21 protein-coding genes are annotated in these 24,621 nt (G+C 61.3%); 15 read left to right on the top strand and 6 right to left on the bottom strand.

All coding sequences use genetic code 11. The features are described from left to right. The first annotated feature begins 27 nt into the window (after positions 1 to 27). From ESZ00_RS10760 to ESZ00_RS10735, 6 genes are all read left to right on the top strand, one after another. Entirely contained in the window at positions 28 to 963 is a 936-nt protein-coding gene (locus ESZ00_RS10760; RefSeq protein WP_129208262.1) for an acyl-CoA desaturase, read from the top strand. Between the two features lie 92 nt (positions 964 to 1,055). Beyond that, complete coding sequence (locus tag ESZ00_RS10755) at positions 1,056 to 1,997, top strand: sensor histidine kinase (RefSeq protein WP_229741185.1); 942 nt, start codon at positions 1,056 to 1,058, stop codon at positions 1,995 to 1,997. Beyond that, on the top strand, positions 1,994 to 2,731 hold the full coding sequence (locus ESZ00_RS10750) for a response regulator transcription factor (RefSeq protein ID WP_129208260.1): 738 nt from the start codon (positions 1,994 to 1,996) through the stop codon (positions 2,729 to 2,731). Before ESZ00_RS10755 ends, ESZ00_RS10750 begins: the two co-directional genes overlap by 4 nt. Positions 2,732 to 2,803: 72 nt before the next feature. Then, the gene (locus tag ESZ00_RS10745) at positions 2,804 to 3,259 is read left to right on the top strand and encodes a carboxymuconolactone decarboxylase family protein (RefSeq protein WP_129208259.1); all 456 of its coding nucleotides are present in this window, start codon (positions 2,804 to 2,806) and stop codon (positions 3,257 to 3,259) included. 369 nt (positions 3,260 to 3,628) lie between these two features. Then, positions 3,629 to 5,947: an LPS export ABC transporter permease LptF gene (lptF, locus tag ESZ00_RS10740; protein WP_129208258.1), complete on the top strand. Its 2,319-nt coding sequence runs from the start codon at positions 3,629 to 3,631 to the stop codon at positions 5,945 to 5,947. Between the two features lie 27 nt (positions 5,948 to 5,974). After that, positions 5,975 to 7,732: an ABC transporter ATP-binding protein gene (locus tag ESZ00_RS10735; RefSeq protein ID WP_129208257.1), complete on the top strand. Its 1,758-nt coding sequence runs from the start codon at positions 5,975 to 5,977 to the stop codon at positions 7,730 to 7,732. Between the two features lie 417 nt (positions 7,733 to 8,149). Here ESZ00_RS10735 and ESZ00_RS10730 read toward each other — a convergent pair whose 3' ends face one another. Further along, positions 8,150 to 10,342 (bottom strand): alpha-ketoacid dehydrogenase subunit alpha/beta, encoded by a 2,193-nt coding sequence (locus ESZ00_RS10730; RefSeq protein WP_129208256.1) that lies wholly within the window; start codon positions 10,340 to 10,342, stop codon positions 8,150 to 8,152. 348 nt (positions 10,343 to 10,690) lie between these two features. On the opposite strand from ESZ00_RS10730, the gene ESZ00_RS10725 reads away from it, so the two are divergent. Further along, positions 10,691 to 12,958: a sodium-translocating pyrophosphatase gene (locus ESZ00_RS10725; protein ID WP_129208255.1), complete on the top strand. Its 2,268-nt coding sequence runs from the start codon at positions 10,691 to 10,693 to the stop codon at positions 12,956 to 12,958. Positions 12,959 to 13,068: 110 nt separating this feature from the next. On the opposite strand, the gene ESZ00_RS10720 is transcribed toward ESZ00_RS10725, so the two are convergent. From ESZ00_RS10720 to ESZ00_RS10705, 4 genes are read right to left on the bottom strand one after another with little or no spacing between them, the layout of a single operon-like run. Continuing rightward, positions 13,069 to 13,590, bottom strand: a complete 522-nt coding sequence (locus tag ESZ00_RS10720) for a DinB family protein (RefSeq protein WP_129208254.1) — start codon at positions 13,588 to 13,590, stop codon at positions 13,069 to 13,071. A gap of 2 nt (positions 13,591 to 13,592) precedes the next feature. Continuing rightward, positions 13,593 to 14,471: a glycine betaine ABC transporter substrate-binding protein gene (locus ESZ00_RS10715; RefSeq protein ID WP_129208253.1), complete on the bottom strand. Its 879-nt coding sequence runs from the start codon at positions 14,469 to 14,471 to the stop codon at positions 13,593 to 13,595. Continuing rightward, positions 14,468 to 15,100 carry an ABC transporter permease gene (locus ESZ00_RS10710; RefSeq protein WP_129208252.1) on the bottom strand — a complete coding sequence of 211 codons (633 nt, stop codon included), beginning with the start codon at positions 15,098 to 15,100 and terminating at the stop codon, positions 14,468 to 14,470. Before ESZ00_RS10710 ends, ESZ00_RS10715 begins: the two co-directional genes overlap by 4 nt. Beyond that, complete coding sequence (locus tag ESZ00_RS10705; protein ID WP_129208251.1) at positions 15,097 to 15,894, bottom strand: ATP-binding cassette domain-containing protein; 798 nt, start codon at positions 15,892 to 15,894, stop codon at positions 15,097 to 15,099. The genes ESZ00_RS10710 and ESZ00_RS10705 overlap by 4 nt, the downstream gene beginning before the upstream one ends. A 68-nt stretch (positions 15,895 to 15,962) precedes the next feature. Between ESZ00_RS10705 and ESZ00_RS10700 the strand changes: the two genes are divergently transcribed. Further along, positions 15,963 to 17,348 (top strand): nicotinate phosphoribosyltransferase, encoded by a 1,386-nt coding sequence (locus ESZ00_RS10700; RefSeq protein WP_129208250.1) that lies wholly within the window; start codon positions 15,963 to 15,965, stop codon positions 17,346 to 17,348. Positions 17,349 to 17,750: 402 nt separating this feature from the next. On the opposite strand, the gene ESZ00_RS10695 is transcribed toward ESZ00_RS10700, so the two are convergent. Then, positions 17,751 to 18,590, bottom strand: a complete 840-nt coding sequence (locus ESZ00_RS10695) for an ATP-binding protein (protein ID WP_129208249.1) — start codon at positions 18,588 to 18,590, stop codon at positions 17,751 to 17,753. Between the two features lie 268 nt (positions 18,591 to 18,858). Here ESZ00_RS10695 and gap point away from each other — a divergent pair, with 268 nt between their 5' ends. The 7 genes from gap (at position 18,859) to ESZ00_RS10660 (ending at position 24,593) form a co-directional block, all read left to right on the top strand. After that, on the top strand, positions 18,859 to 19,863 hold the full coding sequence (gene gap / locus ESZ00_RS10690; protein ID WP_129208248.1) for a type I glyceraldehyde-3-phosphate dehydrogenase: 1,005 nt from the start codon (positions 18,859 to 18,861) through the stop codon (positions 19,861 to 19,863). A gap of 75 nt (positions 19,864 to 19,938) precedes the next feature. Further along, positions 19,939 to 20,328, top strand: a complete 390-nt coding sequence (locus ESZ00_RS10685; protein ID WP_129208247.1) for a RidA family protein — start codon at positions 19,939 to 19,941, stop codon at positions 20,326 to 20,328. A 40-nt stretch (positions 20,329 to 20,368) separates the two neighbouring features. Continuing rightward, complete coding sequence (locus ESZ00_RS10680) at positions 20,369 to 21,583, top strand: phosphoglycerate kinase (protein ID WP_129208246.1); 1,215 nt, start codon at positions 20,369 to 20,371, stop codon at positions 21,581 to 21,583. A gap of 117 nt (positions 21,584 to 21,700) precedes the next feature. Beyond that, positions 21,701 to 22,450 (top strand): triose-phosphate isomerase, encoded by a 750-nt coding sequence (gene tpiA, locus ESZ00_RS10675; RefSeq protein WP_129208245.1) that lies wholly within the window; start codon positions 21,701 to 21,703, stop codon positions 22,448 to 22,450. A gap of 72 nt (positions 22,451 to 22,522) precedes the next feature. Beyond that, positions 22,523 to 22,834 carry a Rieske (2Fe-2S) protein gene (locus ESZ00_RS10670; protein WP_129208244.1) on the top strand — a complete coding sequence of 104 codons (312 nt, stop codon included), beginning with the start codon at positions 22,523 to 22,525 and terminating at the stop codon, positions 22,832 to 22,834. A 388-nt stretch (positions 22,835 to 23,222) separates the two neighbouring features. Next, entirely contained in the window at positions 23,223 to 24,107 is an 885-nt protein-coding gene (locus ESZ00_RS10665; RefSeq protein ID WP_164981461.1) for an alpha/beta hydrolase, read from the top strand. 72 nt (positions 24,108 to 24,179) lie between these two features. Continuing rightward, positions 24,180 to 24,593, top strand: a complete 414-nt coding sequence (locus tag ESZ00_RS10660; RefSeq protein WP_129208242.1) for a DoxX family protein — start codon at positions 24,180 to 24,182, stop codon at positions 24,591 to 24,593. Positions 24,594 to 24,621: the final 28 nt, after the last annotated feature.

Genomic DNA, 24,621 nt, shown 5'->3' with positions numbered 1-24,621 from the left:
ACTTTCATTTTTGAGAGAACCTACTGCATGCCGTTTGATGTACTCGAAGAGTCCGAAATCCGCACTGCCGCTACCGCGGCCCGTCCCATCCCCGCGGACACGAAGCCGCAGATCACCCTCGGCCGCAAGGCTCAGAGTGGTTCGATTGCCTGGATAACGACCATTGTCATGGCCGTTTTCCATCTTGGAGCGATCGCGGCCCTTTTCATGTTCAGCTGGAAGGCGCTGATCTGCTCGGTCGTGCTCTGGTTCTACGCCTCGAACATGGGCATCGGCATGTGCTACCACCGCCTGCTCACCCACCGCGGCTACAAGGTTCCCAAGTGGCTCGAGTACTTCATGACCATCGGCGCCACGCTTTCTCTTGAAGGTGGACCGATCTTCTGGGTGGCGACGCACCGCGTCCATCACCAGCTTTCGGACCATGAAGGCGATCCTCATACGCCGAAGGACGGAGCCTTCTGGGCGCATATCGGCTGGATTCTCTGCGGCATTGCACTGCATGACGAGACCGCGGTGCTCGCCCGCTACGCTCCCGATCTCGCCCGCGACAAGTTCCATGTCTGGCTTAGCAAGTGGCACTGGCTCTCGCTGGTCGTCGTCGCTTTCCCGCTCTACTGGATCGCCGGCTGGTCGGGCATCATGTGGGGCATCTTCCTCCGCGTGACCCTCGGTCTCCACGCCACCTGGCTGGTTAACTCCTGGACGCACATGGTCGGTTCGCGCCGCTTCGAGACAAAGGATAGCTCCCGCAACAGCTTCGTCCTCGCCATGTTCACCGGCGGCGAAGGCTGGCACAACAACCATCATGCGCATCCGGTTTCTGCGCGCCACGGCCTCACCTGGTGGGAGTTCGATCCCAACTACTACGGCATCCTGCTGCTCAAAAAACTGGGCCTCGCCCGCGATGTAAAGGTCGCCCACTGGGACCCGGCCAACCCCAAGCCGGCCGGTGTCGCCTGAGCAGCGCCGCCTCACCGATCAGCCCGCCCGGTACAATCGACCGAGCGGGCTTCTTCTTTGCACTCATGAGGATCAGCGGACGAAAACGGAACATGGTGTTGTTTATCGTGCTCGGCGTCTGCCTGGTCGGCGTCGCGGTCACGCTCAACGTCACTTGGATCATCCTCAACTGGCGCCGCTTCATGCCCATGATCCTGGGCATTCCATTTTTCGTGCTGCTGATCGCCGGAGTGGTTCTGAATACCATCTTTCTGGTGCGTGAGGTCCGGCGCAACGAGCGCCACGATGCCTTCCTGAATGCCGTCACCCACGAGCTGAAGACGCCGATTGCCTCGATCCGGCTTTATCTCGAAACGCTCGAACGCCGCGAGCTGCCCGAAGCCACTCGCACCAAGTTCTACGGCATCATGCGCGAGGATAGTGACCGCCTGCTGGCTACGGTCGAGCAGGTTCTCAAAGCGGGCGAGGTCGGCCAGCGCTCCCGCACCCAGGTCCGCGTTCCGGTGGATATGCGCAGCCTCGTTGCCGCTTCCATCGATATCACCCGCTCGCGCAATCACCTGGATGCGGAACCCGGCAGTCCGCAACCGATCTCCTTTGAGGCCGACGATCCCGGTGTGCCCATGATCGTGCGCGGGAATCCCGACGAACTGCAGACCATCGTGCTCAACGTGCTGAACAATGCCGTGAAGTACTCGGCCTCCGCTATTCGCATCCGGGTCAGCCTGCACATCGAGAAAGATGCCTGGATTATCCTCAGCGTCACGGACTCCGGCATCGGTATTCCCGCCGCGCACCTCAAGCGCATCTTCAAGCGCTTTTACCGCGTGCCCACGCGCAGTGTTTTACGTACAAAAGGCACTGGCCTGGGACTCTTTCTGGTCCGCACCATCGCCAGGCAGCACGGCGGCGATGCCTTTGCGGCCAGCCCTGGACTCGGCCTTGGCGCGACCGTCAGCATCCAGCTTCCCCGCCTGCTCACCGCTCTCGAGACGCCCGCGGTCACTTCGCTTCATCGCTCGGAGACAGCATGAGCACACCGGCCCGCATTCTTGTCGTCGAAGACGAAGCCCATCTCGCCCAGGGACTTTCTTTTAACCTGCAGGCCGAGGGCTACGATGTGCTGATTGAGGGCGATGGCGAGGGCGCGCTCGAGCGTCTGGCCGAGGATTCCTTCGATGCCGTTCTTCTCGACGCCATGCTCCCCGGCAAAAGTGGTTTCGAAGTCGTGGCCGAGCTGCGCGCCCGCGAGAGTTTCGTTCCGGTGATGATCCTTACCGCCCGCGGCCGCCCCGAAGATGTGCTCCTCGGCTTTGAATCCGGTGCCGACGACTACCTCACCAAGCCCTTCGATCTTTCCATCCTGCTTGCCCGGCTCAACGGCCTGCTGCGGCGCATGCAATGGCATCGCCCCAGCGCACAGCAGCCTGTCGAGATAGCTGCGGTCCAGAGCAGCGTGCCGGCCCGCTTCGAGTTCGACGGCCGCATCATTGACTTCGAATCCCTCGAGCTGACGGCGTTAGGCCGCACCACGCACCTCACCCTGATGGAAGCCGACCTTCTCCGCTACCTCATCCAGAACCGTGGCCGCATTGTCTCCCGCAAGGAGCTCTTAGAGCAGGTCTGGCGGCTTCACGAGGACACCGACACTCGCGCTATCGACAACTTCATTGTCCGCCTGCGGCGTTATCTCGAAGACGAGCCTTCGCGCCCCGTCTATCTCCAGACCGTTCGCGGTGTGGGATACCGGTTTCACAGTTCGGCCTGATACTGCGGCTTGTTCTCAAAATTCCAGGCGACTCTCCGCTCTGCCTCTTCATCTATTTCATCGGGTGCAAACATGTCCGAACGTCTCGATTACAAATCGGCCTTTCCTGAAGCCGTCCAGGCGATGTATCACCTGGAAGCGGTCATCCGGCGCGGCGGTCTTGAGGCCTCTCTCCTCGAGCTGGTAAAGATGCGCGCCTCCCAGCTGAACGGCTGCGCATACTGCCTGGACATGCACAGTAAGGACGCCCGTGCCCACGGCGAGACGGAGCAGCGCCTCTATGTCCTGAATGCCTGGCGTGAGACACCCTTCTTTTCCGGACGCGAATGTGCGGCTCTCGCCTGGACCGAGGCCGTCACCAACATCCAGCAGGGACACGCCGCCGACGCGGTCTACGAGGAAGTCCGGGCCGAATTCGATGAGCACCAGCTTGCCGTGCTCACCTTTGCCATTACCCAGATCAACAGCTGGAATCGCATTGCCATCGCTTTTCGTCCGGAAGTTGGCAGTTATCAACCTGCAAAATAGCCTGTCTGCGCCCCGCATCGCTCAGCGCACGGTACACTAGAGCCTGTTATGTCTTTTCCCGTGGTCGTCGTTGCGAGGGAAAATCGGCCCAGACCGGGGTCCCCACGGACAGGTCTCCGTCCGCGGGGTGGGAGACGAGGCGGAGGACGAAGGCTTTGGTCATTCCAAGGCGAGGCCGACAACGAAGTATGGGCCGATTTTCCCCGCAACCCGAAGGGCTGGGGCCAATTTTCCCGATCTCTTCGTCGTTCGCTGCTCGGATATAACCCGATATCCGTCGCAACTCACTCCTCGACCTCGAAAAAATTGGCGCCCAGCGACGACCGCCGGAAAAGGCATAACAGGCTCTAAACCTCGGAAAGAAGTTTCGTGCGCATCCTCACTCGTTACATCCTCAAGGAAGTGCTGTCCCACGCCCTCATCGGCGGGGCGATTTTCACCTTCGTTCTTTTCATGCCGCACATCTACCACCTGCTTGAGCTGGTGGTACGGAACAGCTCCTCGCTGGGAATCGTCGCGGCCATCTTTTTCCTCATGCTGCCCAACATGTTCACGGTCACGATTCCCATGTCCGTGCTTGTGGGCATCCTGCTCGGGCTCAGCCGTCTCGCAGCCGACAGTGAAATCACGGCCATGCGCGCCTCCGGCGTCGGCGTATGGCGGTTTGTAGGAGTCGTCAGCAGTGTTGCGGTCATCGGCTGGCTGCTCGGCCTCGGCAATACGCTGTACCTCGCTCCGCTGGCTACGGCGACCTCCATGCACCTCGAGGCTGACCTGCTGAATGCCCAGGCTTCTTATGAGGTTCAGCCCCGGGTCTTCTACGAAGACTTCAAGAATTACGTCCTTTATGTAGAAAATGTGCGCGCTATCTCCGGCGCGGCGGAATGGACGCAGGTCTTCCTCGCCGATCTCTCCGACCCCACCTCGCCAAAGATCACGACCGGCGCCAGCGCCACCGTCGTAGACCATAAAGGTGAGGCCGCGATCATGCGGCTGCGGGATGGAACCGAACACCAATCCGACCCCGACCAGCCGGATCATTACACCGTCTCCACGTTTTCGCAGACGGACCTGCCCCTGCAGCTGATTCCGCAGGAGGACTCGCACGCCTCACGCGGCGAGTCGCCGATTCTGGCCATGTCCAACACGGAGTTGCTGCGGCGTTCGCACCTCAAAGGCGGCAAGTGGTACCTGCTCGAGCTGCATAAGCGCTTCGCCTATCCTGCCGCCTGCATCGTTCTTATGCTGGTCGGAGTGCCCCTGGGCATTACGTCCAAGCGCGGCGGCAAGAGTGCGGGTTTTGTGCTCAGCATTGTCCTGGTCTTCCTTTACTACATCCTTTCCTATACGGGCACCGCGCTCGCTCGCCAGGGCAAGGTCTCGGCAGCGGTCGGCGCCTGGGCCGCGAATGCCATCTTTGCCGCCTGCGGCGTATTCCTGCTGCGCCAGATGTCCTCCGGCGGCGCGGCGCTCGCGGCCGTCAGCTCCATCGGATCGTGGTTCAAATCTTCGGCGAAGGACGAAAACGCCAGCACCAAAGGCCGCACCGCCACGGCTCGTCTTCGCAGCACCCGCGGGCACTTCCCTCTCATCCTCGACGAATATGTCCTGAAGCAGTTCCTCGGTGTCTTCTTCATGGTGCTCATCACCTTCGTGATGCTGCTCCTGGTCTTCACCTTCCTCGAACTGCTCGGCGACATTATCCGCAACCGGACGCCCTTGCTCATTGTGGGCGAATACCTGCTCAATCTCGCGCCCAGCCAGATCTACATCATCACGCCGCTTTGCGTCCTGGTTGCCGTGCTGGTGGTCTTCGGCCTGCTCAACCGCTCGAGCGAACTGACGGCGATGAAGGCCTCCGGCATCAGCCTCTACCGGATCGTGCTGCCGGTCATGGTGATCTCGGCCATTCTCGCCACCTCGCTCTTTGTCTTCGACGAAGCCTACCTGCCCAAGGCCAACCGCAAGCAGGAGGCGCTGCGCAATGTCATCAAAGGCCGGCCGCCACAGACCATGGAGCATCCGGGGCAGAACTGGATCTTCGGCCTGCAGCAGAAGGGCCAGCCCAGCCGTATCTTCTTCTACGAGTACTTCGACGCCGACCAGAACACCTTCGGCAACGTGACGGTCTTTGAGTTCAACCGCGACACCTTCTCGCTCACCCGGCGTATCCACGCCTCCAGCGCCCACTGGGAGCCGCATCTGCACAAGTGGGTCTTCGAACATGGCTGGGACCGCAGCTTCTCGGGCGAAGAGATCAGCAACTACCAGACCTTCGACGTGAGCACCTTCCCGGAGATTGTCGAGGAGCCGCAGTACTTCAAGAAGGAAGTCCGCCTCTCGACAGAAATGAGCTTCGAGGAGTTGCGGCGCTATATCCACGATCTCAGCCAGAGCGGCTTCGACACCATGCGCTTAAAGGTGCAGCTAAACAAGAAGCTGTCGTATCCAATGATTACGTTCGTGATGGCCATTCTCGCCGTTCCCTTCGCCCTGACCATGGGCAAGCGCGGCTCGCTGGCCGGCATCGGCGTAGCCATCGGGGTGGCGATCGCATACTTCGTGGTATCCGGTACGTTTGAGGCCATGGGGGATGTCAACCTGCTGCCGGCGGTCCTTGCCGCCTGGTCGCCGGACGTCATCTTTGCTCTGGCCGGCGGATACCTGCTCTTGCGGTCGTCCACCTAGCGCTCCGGCGCGGAGGAATTCAGATCGATGTTTCAGCGTCTCAGACCGCTCTTCCCGTACATGCGCCGCTATACACGCGCCTACCTGTGGGGAGGACTGGTCACCGTACTCTCGAATGCGGTGTGGATTCTCTTCCCATACGTGATTGGCAAAGCGATCGACGACCTGAATCATGGAGTCACCCAGCAGAAGATCGTTCTCTACGCCAGTCTCCTGGTCTGCATTTCCCTCTCCAAGGGCGTTTTTCTCTTTTTTACGCGCTGGATTCTGATCGGCATCTCGCGCGACATCGAGCTCGACCTGCGCAATGATCTTTTCCTGCAGCTCGAGAAGCAGCCCGCCGCCTACTTCCAGCAGCGCCGCACCGGCGACATCATGGCACGCATGACCAACGACCTGAACGCCGTGCGCATGCTTCTTGGTCCCGCGATCATGTACAGCGCCAACACGGTGCTCTTCTCCATTGGCGCGCTCTACTTCCTGCTCCGCATCAGTCCCTGGCTCACCTTGGTGGCGCTGGTGCCGCTGCCGCTTGCTTCTATCCTAGTGCAGGCCATGGGCCGCAAAATCCATGAGCGCTTTGAGCGCATCCAGGCCATGTTCTCCGATATCTCAGCGCAGGCACAGGAGAACTTCTCCGCCGCGCGCCTCATCCGTGCCTTTGCCCAGGAGGAGGCGCAGAAAGAGGCCTTCGAGCGTTCCAACCGTGAGTACATCCGCCGCGGCCTGCGCCTCGTTCAACTCATGGGCATGCTCTGGCCCACGCTCGAATTCACACTCGGCATGGCCATGATGATCGTACTGCTCGTCGGCGGCCATGAAGTGCTCTCGCACCGCATCAGCGTCGGCAATTTTGCTGCCTTTGCCACCTATACGCTCATGCTGACCTGGCCCATCATTGCGCTCGGCTGGGTGGTGAATCTCTTTGAGCGCGGCACCGCGTCGGTCGCCCGCATTCATGAGCTGCTGGCCGAAGAGCCGACCATCGATGACCGCGACGCCCAGATCGAACTCGCCGAGGATCACGAGATCCACGGGCAGATCGAATTCCGGCACCTGACCTTTACCTATGACGGTGGCGCGAAGCCGGTGCTTCACGATATTTCCCTGTCCATTCCCGCCGGCTCAAGCCTCGCGCTCGTCGGCCCGACGGGCTCCGGGAAGTCGTCGCTCGTGAACCTCATCCCCCGCCTCTACGATGCGCCCGAAGACGCCGTCTTCATCGACGGACACCCCATCCGGCAATATCCGCTCGACACCCTGCGCGAAAGCATCGGTTTCGTGCCGCAGGAGACCTTTCTCTTCAGCGAGACGATTCGCGAAAATATCCTCTTTGGCGCACCGGATGCCAGCCTCGAACAAATGCTCGATGCCGCGCAGGCCGCGCACATTCGCAAGGAGTTCGAGGAGTTTCCACGCGGCTTTGAGACCTTGGTCGGCGAGCGCGGCGTGACGCTCTCCGGCGGGCAGAAGCAGCGCTCAGCCATTGCCCGCGCTCTCGTCCGCAACCCGCGCATCCTTATCCTCGATGATGCCTTGGCCAGCGTAGACACCTACACCGAAGAACAGATCCTCGAAGAACTGCGCCGGCGCATGCAGGGACGCACCACCATTCTGATTTCGCACCGCGTCTCGACGGTACGCAATGCCGATCGCATCGCCGTCCTCGTAGAGGGCCGTATCGCCGAACTCGGTACCCACGAGGAGCTTCTCGCTCGCGGTGGCTATTATGCCGATCTGCATGAAAAGCAGCAGCTGGAAGAAGAGCTCGCCGAAGTACGCTAGACCGTATCCACATACTTCACGTTGTCATTCCGACCGGAGCGAACCGGGGTCCCCGGCGTGCCCGACGTTGGCTCGCTGGGGTGGAGAAGCAAAGTGGAGGAACCTGCCGTTTATCTGCGCAGGCACGAATCCCACGGTGGGGTAGCCGCTCAAAAAATAGCTGCCAGGCAGCTAACCTCGTACAGGCACCACGGCCTCTAATCTGAGAAGGCAACCTTCAGGATTGGAGGAAGGCCAATGATCATCATCTTTCTCGCGGCAGGGGCACTGATTGTCGGGTTCGCCACCCTTATCCAGTTCACACCGCACAAGAAAGCCGGAACGGCGGAGGTAAAACCTCCATCCCATCCCGGCTCATTGCGCCCGGGGGACAAGCAACGCGCCCCCGGCCTTAACTAGATTTGGACTGAATGAGGGCTAGAACGCCCGCAGATCGACGATTGCCTGGTAGATATCTTCAGGCTGTGGCAGGATCACGTCTTCGAGAATCGGTTGGTAAGCCACGAACGTGTCCATCGAAGCCACGCGTTTTACCGGCGCATCGAGATCGAGGAAGAGCTCGTCTGCAATGCGCGCCGCGATTTCGGCGCCAAAGCCCCAGCTCTGCATATCCTCATGCACCACCATCACGCGGCTGGTCTTGCGCACGGACTCGGCAATCGCCTCCCAGTCGTAGGGATTGAGCGTGCGCAAGTCGAGAATCTCCGTCTGGATACCCTGTTCCCGCTCCGCCTTCTGCGCCGCCTGCAGTGCGCGTGGCACCGTCGCACCGTAAGTCACCAGCGTGATGTCTTTCCCTTCGCGCACCTTCGCAGCCTTGCCGAACGGAATCGTGTAGTCCGGTCCCGGATAGGCAGCGCGGCCGTAGGTCTCGCGGTAAAGGCGCTTGTGCTCGAGGAAGAGCACAGGATCATCGCAGCGGATCGCCGTCCGCAGCAGCCCGTTGGCATCGAGCGCATTCGAGGGGAAAACCACGCGTACGCCCGGGGTGTGCGTGAAGATGCTTTCGCCCGACTGCGAGTGATAAACCGAACCGCCGGTGAGATAGCCGCCGATCGGCACACGCACCACCACCGGAGACGACCACGTCCCATTCGAGCGCCAGCGCATCAGCGGCAGCTCATTGCGTAGCTGGTGCATGGCTGGCCAGATGTAATCGAAGAACTGAATCTCGACGACCGGCTTCATGCCGCGCGCGGCCATGCCGACCGCCCGGCCGACGATATTCGCTTCAGCCAGAGGCGAGTTGAAGACCCGCTCCCCGCCGAACTCCGCCTGCAGACCTGCCGTCAGCTTGAAGACGCCGCCCTTGCCCTTGACCAGTCCCTGCTTGAGATACTCTTCGCGCGAAGCATCCGCCACATCTTCGCCAAAGATCACAATGCGAGGATCGCGCCGCATCTCATCGCGCAGGCATGCGTTGATGAGGTCGGCCATGGTGCGTTCCTGGTTATCCGCCGTGCGCAACGGTACGCTTGCAAGCGTTTGCGAGGTCGGATCGTAGTCCTCGGAATAGACGTGCTTCAGAATCGCCGCCTTGGTCGGCTCAGGCAGAGGCGCGCGCACCGCGCGGTCTGCCGCCTGGCGCACCTCTTCGTCCACTTCCTTCTCGAGCCTGTTGATGCCGTCCGCGTCGAGAATGCCTTCGCGCAGCAGGAGCATCTGTGTCTTCGAGAGCGGATCGCGCAGCGCATCGGCTTCGCGTTCGCTTTCCGGCCGGTAGAGCCGGTCATCATCCGAAAGCGAGTGCGAATAGGGACGAATCACGTGACCATGAATGAAAGCCGGACCGTTGCCGGCGCGGCACCAGGCCGCCGCCTCTTCAAAGGCCTTCACGCATGCGACCGGATCGGTGCCGTCGATCTCCGCAAAATGGAAGTTCGGAAAGTTGGCGACCAGAGTCGAGATGTTTCCGCCCGGCGTGTTCACCTCTACCGGCGTGGAGATCGCATAGCCGTTGTTCTCCACGACAAAGATCACCGGCAGCTTCTCATTCGAAGCCGTATTCAGCGATTCCCAGAACTCACCCTGCGAGGTGGAACCCTCGCCCACGGACATGTAAACGACTTCATCGCCATGGAAGGTCACATCCTTCCACTGCCGGTAGTCGCCGTCATGCTTCTGCGCCGCTTCCGGGTGCTTCGTAAAGTACCGTCCCGCCTCTGCGCAGCCGACCGCGTGCAGGCACTGCGAGGCGGTGCACGAAGACTGCGACACGATATGGTGCTTCGGGCTGCTCCAGTGCGACGGCATCTGCCGCCCGCCGCTTGCCGGGTCCGCCGCCGCGCCCACCGCTTGCAGCAGCAACTCTTCCGCCGTTACCCCCAATGCCAGGCACAGCGCGCGATCGCGGTAGTACGGGAAGAACCAGTCATAACCGGATTTCAGCACTACGCCCGCCGCTACCTGAAGCGCTTCGTGGCCTGCGGCCGAAATCTGGAAGAAAATCTTCTGCTGCCGCTTCAGCAGGATCTCGCGGTCGTCCACGCGCCGGGAGAGATACATCAGCCGGTAGATCGAAACAAGCTGTTCCGCGGAAAGCGTCGAGGATAGAGTCGCCGATGGCGTTGTCCTGCTCCGTTCTGTTCCTGAGGCTGTACTACGCGCCATCGTTTCTCCTCTCCGCAATATAAGTTTCGCCTCTTCTTTCTTACGCGAAAGCCCCTACCCTTGTACAGCGCCGGAAAGCAGTGCCCGGACACCGCCTGCTGCCGGCGAAAAAGGCTGCCTGTTTTAGATGACGTAGCTATCCTGAGCGTTGCGCAGGTGTCCCCGTTTATACCGAAGCCAATATGCCCGGTGATGCAGAATACCTCTGCTTATTCCGTGACATTGACCGTGGCTTTCTGCTCATGCTTTAATGCGCGTTCTGTCAAGGTCTTGCACTGTTTCACGCATTGTTCGCAACAGGCAGGCATGGCACAGGACGCACATCTTCGCGACATTGGGAGCGGAAGCATGTTCTCTTTTTTTCCGGTAGCCTTCTGGCAGACCGGGGTTCCTTCTTCAGGGACAGACCTCGCGCACGATCAGCTTTTCCTCTGGATTGCCCTTTCTATCGGAGTCGTAGGTCTGCTTGCAGCCTTCTTCTTCGCGCGCTCCGTGCTCGGTTCGGATACAGGCTCTCCGGAGATGCGCCGCATCTCCGATGCCATCCGGCAGGGCGCTGAAGCCTTCATGAAGCGCCAGTACAGCACCATCGCACTCATTGCTCTCGGCCTCGCCGTCGTCCTATATATTGGCTATCGTCTTTCGCCCCTCACCGCACCCTTTGCAAACAAGGTTGTTATCAGCTTCCTCATCGGCGCCACCTGCTCGGCCCTTTCCGGGCAGACCGGCATGTGGGTTTCCATCCGCGCCAACATCCGCACCGCGGCTGCCGCGCGCACCAGTCTCGGCAAGGCATTGCAGCTGGCGCTCCATGGCGGAGCGGTCACAGGCCTGGTTGTCGTCGGTCTCTCCCTGATCGGTATCGGCCTGCTCTTTCTTGCCTTCGGCGGATTGCACGATCCACGCCAGGCTCCCTACCAGCTTGTAGGCTTCGGCTTCGGAGCATCGCTCGTCGCCCTCTTTGCGCAGCTGGGCGGCGGCATTTATACCAAGGCTGCCGATGTCGGTGCCGATCTCGTGGGAAAGGTCGAAGCAGGCATTCCTGAGGACGATCCCCGCAACCCCGCCGTCATCGCTGATCTCGTTGGCGATAATGTCGGCGATTGCGCCGGCCGCGGCGCGGATATCTTCGAGTCGACGGCGGCGGAAAATGTCGGAGCCATGATCCTCGGCGCCGCGCTTTACCCCGTCTTCGGGCTCAAGGGGATTCTTTTCCCCCTGATCGTGCAGGCCATCAATATCGTGGCCAGCATCCTCGGTGTCAGCGTCGTCCGAAGCGGAGAAGACGAAGACCCGATGCATGCCCTCAATCGGGGATATTACGTCACCACACTGCTTGCACTCGCCGGATTTGCCGCTGCCATCTACTTCATGCTCGGCGCTCGCTGGTGGCTGCTGGGCAGCGGTATCTGCGGCATCGCCACATCCTTCCTGTTCGTCCGTATCACCGAGTACTACACAGAAACGCGCTTCCGCCCGGTGCGCAATATCGCTCTCGCTTCCACCACCGGACCGGCCACGAATATCATCCAGGGGCTGGCCGTGGGCATGGAAACGCCTGCAATTCCGGTCATCGTCATCTGCGCTGCGCTCCTGCTCAGCTACTACTTCGGTGTCCGCGGCCTGGCCGATGTGACCACCATCAACGCCTACGCCAAGGGCATCTACGGCACAGCCATCGCCACCATGGGGATGCTGTCGTCGGCTGCCTACATTCTCGCCATGGATACCTTCGGCCCCATCACCGATAACGCCGGCGGCATCATCGAAATGAGTGAGCAGCCGGAGTCCGTCCGCGAAAAAACAGACAAGCTCGATGCTGCCGGCAACACCACCAAGGCCCTCACCAAGGGTTATGCCATCGGCTCGGCATCGCTCGCGGCGTTTCTGCTCTTCTCTGCGTACCTCGCTACGATTCACGACATCGTAGCCCAGCGCGTGACCGCGTCAGGCGGCGTGATGCCGCCCACATGGACCTTCTCCAATGTCAACCTGGCCTCGGTTCCCGTGTTCGCAGGTGCTTTGCTCGGCGCGATGCTCACCTATCTCTTCTCTTCGCTGGCCATCAAGGCCGTGGGACGAGCCGCGCAGACCGTCATCGAAGATGTGCATGCTCAATTCCGGGATAACCCCGGCATCATGCAAGGCACAGCGCACCCTGATTACGGCCGCTGCGTCCGCATCGTCACCACGGCTGCATTAAAGGAGATGGTCCTGCCCGGCATCCTCGCCGTTGGCATGCCCCTGGCCGTGGGGCTGATCTTCCGCTACTTCGGTGCGGAATATAACCCGACCAACTTTACCAATCACCCCATGATCGATGGGCACCCCGTGAATCTCAGCGGAGCCGAAGCCGTGGCTGCGCTGCTCATGGTCGGCACCATCAGCGGCATCCTTCTCGCAATGCTCATGAATAATGGGGGCGGAGCCTGGGATAACGCAAAGAAATACATCGAAACCGGCGCACACGGCGGCAAACGCTCGGAGGCGCACAAGGCTGCGGTCGTCGGCGATACGGTCGGCGATCCATTCAAGGACACCGCCGGACCATCGCTGCACGTGCTCATCAAGCTGTTGGCAACCGTGACGCTCGTCCTCGCACCGCTCTTCCTCTGAAAACAACCCGGGTGCCCCACGTCTCGATGTTGAGACGTGGGGCACCCGGGGTTTTCTACACCCTACACCCTATACCCTGTTCTCCTGATCGTGCGGGAAGCAGAACACAGCTATACAGCGCTGGCCCTGACCGCCTTTGCCGTCGTCACCACCTGCCCCACATGCCGCTGCGTATGGTCGGCCAGGTGCACCAGGAGACCTCCCACCGTTGTGGGGAGCTCTTTGCGTCCAACGCTGCGAGTAGCCTCAAGGTCCGCACTCACAAAGCGGCGTATCCGCGCTTCGGCCTGATCCAGACCCTCTACAAACTCCGTGATGAGCTCCTCGCTCTCGACATCCGGCTCGCTTTCGCTGCTGAGCTTCGTGAGTTGCGCCTGGCTCAGTGTTTCCCCCTCGGCATAGGTCAGCAAGCGGTCGAGACTTCGCGGAATATGCCGCAGATGGTAGGCCAGCGGCGTAAGACCCAGCGGCATGGCATAGAGTTCGTCCATGCTCAGCCCCGCACAGGCTCGCAGTACATCTTCCCGTGCCAGGTCGAGCGCATGGAGCACCCCGCGCAGCACCGCCGAAAGCTCTGTCCTGGTACCTCGCAGCCATGGTTCCGGCTGAGTCGCAGGTTTTGTCACGCTCATGGTTACAATCCTTTCCTCTTCCGAAACGCTTCGACCACAGCAGCAGGATCGCGGTGTTCGCCGTCCACCTCTTCATTCATCGCCTGCATCTCCTCAGCCGTGATTTTCCCTTTGAGCGCATCCAGGGCTATCTGAATCTGCGGCCATCGCTGCAATGCTTCCTGCCGGATCAGCGGAACGGCCTGGTAGGGCGGAAAATAGTGCCGGTCATCCTGCAATATCCTCAGCCCGAATGCAGCAATCGGACCATCGGTGGAGTTACCCGCGATCATATCCACCTGGTGCGCATTCAAGGCGCGATACAGTAACCCGAGATCCATGGTTCGCGGCGGCCCGTCGAAGGTGAATCCATAAGCCCTGCTCAACCCCGGCAATCCGTCAGGACGCTGCTCAAACTCATACCCCACGCCTAGCTTCCACTGCGGCGTATACTTTGCCGCTTCGCTCAACGTCGTGATGCCAGGGCGCTGCGCGTCGTCCCCGCGAATGACCATGGCGAAAGTATTCTCAAAGCCCAGCGGAGGCCCGACCTCCACGTGATACCGCTGCGCATAGAGCCGCGTCACCGTATCCAGCACCGCCTGCGGGTCCTTGGCGACCGGCTGCTTGAGGATCGCCGTCAAGGCCGTGCCCGTGTACTCCACGTACCCGTCTATCCGCCCCGCTTCCAACGCCTGCTGGCAAATGTAACTGCCGGCGAGATAAAACCGCCGCTCCACTTTCAGGTGCGCCTTGGCTTCGATCTCCTGTGCCAGCAGCTCCCCAAGCACGACCTGCTCGGTAAAATTCTTTGCCCCGATCACCGGATAATCCGGACGCGGCGGAGAGCATCCCATCAGGACCAGGAGGAATGGAACCGCGACAGCGGCAAATGCCTTCATGGTTTGCCGACCCGCAGCCCTCGCTCCAGCAGTCCCAGGCATCCATCGGCGGCAAGCGCCAGCAGTGCCGCTGGAATCGCTCCGGCCAGCACCAGCCGGTTGTCGACCGACGCAACGCCGCGGAAGATCAGCTCCCCCAGGCCACCGGCGCCCACGGCTGCTGCAATGGTGGCAATGCCCACGCAGGTCACCGTCGCGGTACGCAGCCCGGCGAGAATAAACGATGCCGCCAGCGGCAGCTCCACCTTAAAGAGCCGTTGCCACGCCGTAAGACCCAGCGCATGCGCCACCTCTGCCGTCGCCGGATCGATCCCTCGGATTCCCGCGTACGTATTGCGCACGATCGGCAACAGCGCATAGGCGGTCAGCGCCACAATCGCGATGCGCGCTGCCCGCTCGCCCAGCCACGGCAGCGGCAGCAGAAAGCCGAACATGGCCAGTGACGGAATCGTCTGCAGCACATTCGCCACACCCAGCACAATCTTTGCCCAGCGAGGCGAGTTCGCCAGCCAGATCCCCAGGGGCACAGCGATGGCCGTGGCAAAGAGCATCGCTGCGCCCGTCAGCCACAGATGCTCGAGGCTGAGCAGCCAGATCTCTTCTCCATACTGGGAAAGAAAGCCGGTCATGCTGGACTTTCCTCGCAAAAGCTCCCGGAAGCCGGTGTCCCCGCCGCAGCGCTGGATTCGCCACGCCGAAAGGCCTTCACATACGCCTGCACCACCGGTTCCTGCGAGGCGAGAAAATCCTTTGCTTCGAGATTCGCAATCACTTGCCCTTCGGAGAGCAGCACGATGCGGTCGGCAAGATACAGCGCCTCGTCCAGGTCATGCGTCACCAGCAGCACGGTCTTGCGGATGCGCCTCAGAAGGCTGCGCAGCATCTCCTGCATCTCGGCGCGTGTCAGCGGATCGAGCGCGCCGAAGGGCTCGTCCATCAGTAGAATGCTGGGCTCGGCCGCAAGCGCCCGTGCCAGCCCTACACGCTGCCGCTGCCCGCCGGAAAGCTGACGCGGATGCCGCCGCGCATAGGCTTCGGGCTCCAGGCCCACAGACCGGAGCATCGCGTAGCTGCGCTCTTTGCGCTCAGTACGCGGCCTGCCCTCGCACTCCAGCACGATTCCCACATTGCGCTCGACGGTAAAGTGCGGAAAAAGGCCGGTCTCCTGGATCACGTAGCCGATGCCGCGCCGCAGCGCAATCGGGTCTGCCGATGCCACGCCTTCTCCAAAGACGCGCACCTCGCCGCTGCTCGGCTGCGCCATGCCGTTCACCGTGCGCAGAAGCGTTGTCTTGCCGCAGCCGCTTCGTCCCAGCAGTGCCGTGGTTGTGCCTTCTTCCAGAGCCAGTGAGACACCTTTGAGCAGCACGCGCCCCTGCGCCACGCTCAGCGTCACATCCCGAAATTCGATGACTGGACTCACTCTGTCCTCATGCCCGCATCTTCGGTTTCGCCGGCCAGCGTAGACCGGTACAGTAAAGTGAATATACCGTGATCATCAACCTCGCCCGGCGCGCGCACAATCACAACTGGGAACTGGACCCGATCACCCGCTCCCTGCTCGATACAGACTTCTATAAGCTTCTGATGCTTCAGTTCATCTGGAAGCACTTCCCTTCTGTCGAGACTTCGTTTTCGCTCCTCAATCGTACCCGCCACGTCCGGCTCGCCGAGGTCATTGAGCCAGAAGAGCTCCGCGCTCAGCTCGATCAGGTCCGCCGCCTGCGCTTCCGCAAGTCCGAGCTCATCTGGCTCGCCGGCAATACCTTCTATGGCCGTCAGGGCATGTTCGAGCCCGCCTTTCTCGAATGGCTCGAAAAGGACTTCCGCCTTTCCGATTACGAACTCTCTGTTGTCGACGGCCAGTTCCAGCTCACCTTCCATGGCCCCTGGCCCGAAACCACCATGTGGGAGATCTACACGCTCTCCATCGTCAGCGAACTGAAGACCCGGGCTACCCTCAAAGGGCTCAGCGAACTCGACCTCGACATCCTCTATGCCCGGGCCAAGACTCGCCTCTGGGAAAAGATGGCCCGGCTGCGCGGTGTCCCCGGTCTGCGCGTCTCGGATTTTGGCACCCGCCGCCGCCACAGCTTTCTCTGGCAGGAGTACGTCGTCCGCGCCATGAGCGATGTGCTGGGGATGCACTTTACCGGCACCTCGAACACCTACCTTGCCTACAAGCACGATCTCGAAGCCATCGGCACCAACGCCCACGAACTGCCCATGGCGCTCGCCGCCATGGCTCGCACCGACGAGGAGCTGAAGGCTTCGCAATATCGACTGCTCGATCTCTGGCAGCAGACCTACCACAAGGAACTGCTCATCCTGTTGCCCGATACCTACGGCACCACGCAGTTCCTCCATGACGCTCCGGCCTGGGTCGCGGACTGGACCGGCCAGCGCGCCGACAGTAAGGACCCATACGTCGCCGGTGATGAGTTCATTGCATGGCTGGAATCGCGCGGCCGTGACCCGCGCCAGAAGCTCTTCATCGCCTCGGATGCCCTCGATGTGGACCAGATTCTCGGCCTGCACGCCTATTTTTCCGGCCGCATCCAGCCGGGCTTCACGCCAGACGATTTCCGTAACGCTGCCGATTTCGAAGATCGGGCGAAATGGCTCCCCGAGCGCCGTATCCGCTTCAGCGCCGGCTGGGGCACGCTGCTCACCAACGATTTCCGGGACTGCAACCCGCTCGGCACCGAAGGCTTCGATCCCATCAGCCTGGTCTGCAAGCTCAACCATGCCGACGGACACCCCGCAGTCAAGCTTTCCGACAATTTCGAAAAGGCCATGGGCCCGGCAGCCGAGGTCGAGCGCTATCAGCGTGTCTTCGGTCTCGCCGGCGTATCGCATGCGCCCGTGATTGCCTGAGGACTGGCCGTCCAGGCCTTTCGCCTTCGGCTTCCGCTCCCGCTGGTCGCGATCCGGGATCTTCGCGGTGGAGACAGAAAAGGGTGCCCCACCCAAGCTCCGCTTGGGTGGGAAGATACGCACGAATATTTTAGAGTTGTCATTCCGACCGGAGCGACCGGAAGGAGCGCAGTGGAGGAACCTGCAGTTCGCGCCGAAGGCGCAACCGCCTGAACGGCCAGTCCTGGCCCATGCAAGCCCGCAGTTGGCATGAGTGGAGAAACAAAAATCTCGGGTGCCCCACGTCTCGATTTTGAGACGTGGGAACTCTTCCCATACCAAACAACAAGCGCCCGACTCTCACTCAGGCGAGCAATAGAAAGAGCCGGGCTTGTGCCCGGCTCTTTCTATTCCCACAAAAAACTACTCCGTCTCTGCAGGTGCATCCGAGGCTGCCGGATTCTTCACCCGGACCACGACGATCTTCGAGAAGCCTTCCTTGAAGGACGGCGGACGCAGCCGCTCGGCCATCTTCTTCATCACTTCGTCGCTGACCACGCGTTCACGACGGCTGTTCCGCTCCATGCAGATTTCCAGCGGCACGTCGAAGAATACGGCCTGCACATCGTAGCCGAAGCTCTTCGCCATCTTGATCCACTGGCGCCGTTCATGGGGCGAGAGGTTCGTCGCGTCCACATAGTTCCACGGCATCTTGGCGATCAGCCTCGCCCGCAGCAGCGAGCGCAGCGTCGAAAACACCAGCCCCTGGTAGCGCTGCTCGGTGATGTCGTCGAAAAGGATGCTGCGCAGCATGTCCGACGAGAGCGGCGTTACGCTGCGGCGTTTGAACCAGGTTGTCTTGCCCGAGCCGGGCAAGCCGATGGTCAGCACGACAAAACCCTTCGGTGCCTTCGCCTGGCCGGTCTGCTGAGCCGCAGCCTGCGGCTCAGGTGGAGGAGTCGATGGCGACTCCGGCTGTGTTTCCATCACCAGCTTCCCGACGGCTTCCGCCGCGGGCTCATCTGGTTCTGCGACCGGCTCCGCTTCCGCGGGCTCAGCCGCTACTTCTTCGGCGGGCTCAATAGCCAGCGCCTCTTCAGGAGTTTCCGGCTCTTCTGCCCAGTCATCGGCCTGAGCATCCGGTACTACGGAAGGTATCTCGTAGGACGGGCGCAGCGGCGCCGGCTGGTTCACAGGAATCTCCTGCCCGATCTTGCCTGTGGACTCGGAATTGTTCGGTCCACGCTTGGAACGTCTTCTCATTTTCTCGCGCATCCATTCGCGCATAACTCAGGGTTTAACACAGACTTGCCGCTGCCGCAACGCAAGCGTGCCATCCTCGGCAACGCAGCCATTCCATTCGCCGGCCACAACCGCCCCATAGAGATTTCTTATGCAGCCGATGGACCCTGATGCTAGCATCGGGATTTAAAGGTCTGTTGCGGACGAGCTCCGCTCCCAGTTCCTGCTGTTTCGCATTCCGTCCATCGCAATCATCAGCTCACCGTTCACCGTAAGGAGATTCGTTTCCATGGCAGTCAAGGTTGGAATTAACGGCTTCGGCCGCATCGGGCGCAATGTCTTCCGCGCCTCCCTGGGCAATCCCGATATCGAAATCGTCGCAGTCAACGACCTCACCAGCCCCGCGACGCTTGCGCACCTGCTGAAGTACGATTCCATCCTCGGCAATCTCAAGAACGAGATCAGCTCGACTGCCGATTCGATCACCATCGACGGCAAGACCATCAAGGTCTTCGCCGAGCGCGATCCCGCCAAGCTCGACTGGACCTCGACCGGCGCCGAGATCGTCGTCGAATCGACCGGCATCTTCACCGATGCCACCAAGGCCAAGGCGCACCTCCAGGGCTCGGTCAAGAAGGTCATCATCTCCGCCCCGGCCACCAACGAGGACATCACTGTCGTCCTCGGCGTCAACGACGACAAGTACGACGCCTCGAAGCACAACATCATCTCGAACGCCTCCTGCACTACGAACTGCCTGGCGCCCGTCGTCAAGGTCCTGCAGGAGAACTTCGGCATCGTCTCCGGCATCATGACGACGATCCACAGCTACACCAACGACCAGGTCATCCTCGACTTCCCGCACAAGGACCTGCGCCGCGCCCGCGCTGCCGCGATCAACATGATCCCCAGCTCCACCGGCGCCGCCAAGGCCCTCAAGCTCGTCATCCCCGAGATGGCCGGCAAGCTGGACGGCTTCGCCATCCGCGTCCCCACCCCGAACGTCTCGGTCGTCGACCTCACCTTCATCTCCGAGAAGCCGGCTACCGTCGAGTCTGTCAACGCCGCGCTCAAGGCAGCCTCCGAAGGCGCGCTCAAAGGCATTCTCGGCTACGAAACCGCCGAGCTGGTCTCGAGCGACTTCAAGGGCGACGCCCGCTCCTCGATCGTCGACTCGCCGCTGACCAAGGTCGTCGGCAACTCGGTCAAGGTCATCAGCTGGTACGACAACGAGTGGGGCTACTCCAACCGTGTCCGTGACCTCATCCTCTTCCTCGCGAAGAAGGGTCTGTAGTCATCAACGCAATTCCGTTCTGAAACCTCTGCCCCTGCTGCCGTCACGGCTGCAGGGGCAGCCAGCATAAGGACCATGAGCGAAGACTTCCTCCGCACAAATTTTCCCGGCTCCTCCCCCTACGAGCCGATCATCGGCTTCTCCCGCGCCGTACGCGTCGGGAACACTGTGCACGTCTCGGGTACCGGTCCGGTCGGCGCGGACGAGGCCGATCCCGCTGCCCAGACCCGTCACACCCTCGGCATCATCCGGGATGTGCTCGAGCGCGCCGGAGCGCGCCTCGAAGATGTCGTCCGTACCCGCATCTATCTCACTCGCGCCGAGGACTGGGAAGAAGTGGGCAGGGCTCACGGCGAGTTCTTTGCGCACATCCGGCCAGCGGCTACCATGGTCGTAGTCGCCCAGCTCCTGAATCCCGCATGGCGTGTCGAAATCGAGGCCGACGCCGTCCTCGATCACGCCTGATTCACCCCCGACGAAATTTTTAAGGAAAGCGGTTCGAACTATGGCAAAACTCTCCATTCGTGATCTCGATCTCGCCCATAAGCACGTCCTCATCCGCGTTGACTTCAACGTCCCTCTCAGCGAGGACGGCTCGGAGATCACCGACGACACGCGCATCCGCGAGACGCTTCCCACCCTCGAATATGCCCTGCGCCACAAGGCCAAGCTGATCCTCGCCTCGCACCTCGGCCGTCCCAAGGGCAAACCGAATCCGAAGTACAGCCTGCGCCCCGTCGTCGATCGTCTGCGTCAGCTGCTCGACCATCACCTCGGTGAGCAGGTGAACGTCGCCTTCTCGCCCGACTGCGTCGGCGAAATCGCCACCGAACTCTCGCGCCAGCTCGAGTCCGGTCAGGTTCTGCTGCTAGAGAACCTCCGTTTCCACGCCGAAGAAGAGGCCAACGATCCGAAGTTCGCCAAAGAACTCGCCTCGCTCTGTGAGATCTACGTAAACGACGCCTTCGGCAGCGCGCACCGCGCCCACGCCTCGACTGAAGGCATCACCCACTTCGTGAAGCAGTCCGCCGCCGGCCTGCTCATGGAGAAAGAGCTGAACTACATGGGTAAGGCGCTCGAAGAGCCGGCCCGGCCCTTCGTCGCCATTCTCGGAGGCTCCAAGGTCTCCGACAAGATTAAGGTCATCGACAACCTGCTCAACAAGGTCGACGCGCTCATCATCGGCGGAGGCATGGCCTATACCTTCCAGACCGTCCTCGGCATTGAGATCGGCAAGTCTCTCTTCGAGCCGGACAAGGTCGATCTGGCGAAGGAGACGCTCGCCAAGGCGAAAGCCAAGGGCGTCAAGCTCCTGCTGCCCGTCGACAACGTCATCGCCGACAAGTTCGCACCCGACGCGAAGACGCAGATCTACGATGGCACCGGAGAATATCCTGCCGGCTGGGAAGGTCTCGACATCGGACCGAAGAGCGTCGAGCTCTTTGCCAAGGAAGTGGCCGAGGCTTCGACCATCGTCTGGAACGGCCCCATGGGTGTCTTCGAGTTCCCTGCCTTCGCCGTCGGCACCAACGCCATCGCCAAGGCGGTTGCTGCGAATCAGGACGCCATCTCCATCGTCGGCGGCGGCGATTCCGTCTCTGCGGTGAAGAAAGCAGGAGTCGCTGACCGCATTACGCACATCTCTACTGGTGGAGGCGCCTCGCTTGAGTTTCTGGAAGGCAGGAAGCTCCCCGGCGTCGAAGCGCTCACCGAAAAATAGTTCGCCTTCGAAAAAGCAAACAGCCAGCGCGGCGTTGCGTATACTGTCACGCGACGCCGCAGCCGGCAGCAGCACGACGGGAAGAGCCGCGGCGCCTGAATAGGGGATCACATACGGATGCGCAAGCCTGTTATCGCGGCCAACTGGAAAATGTACAAGACTCCCGCACAGGCGCAGGAGTTCCTACAGTCGTTTTTACCCCTCGTCGCGGACGACACGCGCGACGAGATTCTTCTCTTTCCCTCTTACGTCGATCTCTCTGTTGCGATCGCCGCCACCGCGGGCAGCAATGTCTCTGTAGGCGCGCAGAATATCCACTACGCCGAAGAAGGTGCTTACACCGGCGAGATCTCTCCCTCGATGGTCGAGGCGCTCGGCGCCACGCACGTGCTGGTCGGCCACTCCGAACGCCGCCAGTACTTTGGAGAGACCGATCAGATCGTCAACAAGAAGATCCATGCCGCCATCCATCACGGATTGACCCCGGTGATCTGCATGGGAGAGACCCTGGAAGAGCGTGAAGCAGGCAGAACCGAAGAGGCGCTTCTCCTCCACTGCCAGGAGTCGCTGAAAGGCATCATTCCGCAGGTGGCAGAAAACTTCATCATCGCCTATGAGCCCATCTGGGCCATCGGCACCGGCAAGACCGCGACGCCCGAGATGGCCGGCATGGCGCACTTCTTCATCCGCACGCAGATCGCGCATCTGCTCGGCCGCCACACGGCAGACCGCATCCGCATCCTCTACGGCGGCTCGGTAAAGCCGGAGAATGCCTGCGCCCTGCTCAATCAGCCGGAAGTCGACGGCGCCCTGGTCGGAGGCGCAAGCCTCGATCCCTATTCCTTCGCAAAAATCGTAAATTATTAGCAGATACCGCGCGCTGCGCCTGCCGTGGCGTGCGGTAGCAAGTAAGTCACACACAGAAAGCTCATTTCAGGCATGTCTCAACCGGTCCGAATTCTCAGCCGCTCCGAGCTCCCTCCCGAAGGAGAGGCTCGCGAAGCCGTTTGCGGCGCCCGCACACTGTGCATCGCCAACGCGAATGGTGAAGTCCACGCTGTCGACAACGTCTGTCCGCATCGTGGCGGTCCGCTTGGTCAGGGCATCGTCGAGAATGGCAACATCGTCTGCCCTTGGCATGCCTGGGCCTTCAATCTCAAGAGCGGCGCCGCCGAACACTCCCCGCTCGCTCGCATCCGTGTTTATCCGGTGCATGTCGAAGGAGACGACGTCCTCGTCGAGATCGACTGAATCTTAATGGGCGTGGCCCAAAAACGTTGTCATCCCGCCCAAAGTGGAGGGACCTGCTTTGACTGCCAGAGCGGGCGAACACCCCACGACGCGAGATAACGACACGAGATAAAACATCCTGCTCCGCTCAGGAGATGACAATCCAGAGCGATGGTCTTGGCGCCTGCAGGGCGTATACGCGCGGGTGCAGGATGCGTACCCTTTCCGTCCACCTTCCTTCCCTGCTACGCTCAACCCTGCATGACTGCTGAACCTCAATCGCCTCCGGCCGGGCTCTGGTGTCCACAATGCGCTCGCGTCGTCGATGACCCTCTCGTCTGCGGCGACTGCTCGGCCGTCATCTGCCGCGTCTGCGGTACGCCGCTCGAATCCCCGGATGAGCTTGCCTTTGGCTAAGCCGAAGAGCCAGCCGAATCGAAGCACTTCCTCGGCGCCTGTTGAGGAAACCATTCGCGCCGCGTGGCTGCTGAAGGCCGTGCTCATCACGCTCGCGGCAGCCCTATTCTGTGTGTACGCTTCGCTCTGCCTGCTCTTCTACCAGGGACAATGGCAGCTCATCCTCCATCCCTCGCATCTCATCGCGGCCACGCCCGCAGCGCAGGGTCTGAAGTTCGAAGACGTCCATTTCGACGTAACGGAAACAGGCGTGTCCCAGCTCGATGGCTGGTGGATTCCCGCCGACCCCGGCAGCCGCTGGAGCAGCTCCGCCATTCTCTATCTCCACGATGGAGCCGGCTCGCTCTCCGATGCACTGCCTACGCTGGCCATGCTGCACGATCTTGGCGTGAACGTATTCGCCTTCGATTACCGCGGCTTCGGCCGCAGCGTCTCTGTCCGGCCCGGAGAGCAGACGATGCAGGCCGATGCCCAGGCCGCGTGGAACTATCTCACGCAAACGCGCAGTCTCTCCGCGCAATCCGTGGTGCTTTACGGCACCGGGCTCGGAGCTACCCCTGCCACACAGCTCGCAGCAGCAACCTCTCCTGCGGGCATCATCCTCGACACCCCCAGCGAAACCGCGCGCACGTTGTTCCTGCGTGACAGCCGTTCGCATATCCTGCCACTGTGGCTGTTGCAGAATCAGAATTTCGATCCCGAACCCGTTTTGCGCGCGCTGGCGATTCCCAAGCTCTTCCTCGACCGCGATGGAGAACGGCCACGGACCCGGCAGCTCTTCCATGCCGCAGCCTATCCCCGTACATACGTAGAGGCGCGCAGCCAGATCGACACCACGCATGCACTCCAGCAGTTCTTCGATCAGGTTCTTCACTAAATATCATTTTGGAAATTGCCAGTATCCGATTCCAACAGCATCATCTTCGGATACACCGCTCAGGAGCTACCCATGTTTTCCGCATTTGAACGCATTCGGCCCGCAGCAGCCCTCGTCGCCAGGCTGATTCTCGGCGTCATCATGGTGGCGCACGGCGCGCACAAGGTCTTCCCTCGCGGAGCGCTCTACCTCTTCGCGCAATCCGTGGCTCATCTTGGTCTGCCTTACTGGATGGGCTACCTCGCCGCCTTTACCGAGCTCTTCGGCGGCGTCTGCCTCATCCTCGGACTGCTGCTTCACATCGCCGCTCTCGGCATCGCCATCGACATGGCCGTAGCCATCTTCAAGGTGCATCTGCACCATGGGCTTGTCGGGCCGCAGGGCCTTGAATTTCCCCTGGCCCTCTTCGCATTGGCAATCGTCCTGCTCGGCACCGGCCCGGGACATCTCGCCGCAGACCGGTACATGTTCCGCGGCGGGCGCTAGAGCGCATCCACCTATAGCCGTATGGGTA

It is taken from the genome of Silvibacterium dinghuense (assembly GCF_004123295.1).
GTDB classification, from domain to species: domain Bacteria; phylum Acidobacteriota; class Terriglobia; order Terriglobales; family Acidobacteriaceae; genus Silvibacterium; species Silvibacterium dinghuense.
This window is presented reverse-complemented; position numbering and strand designations above follow the sequence as displayed.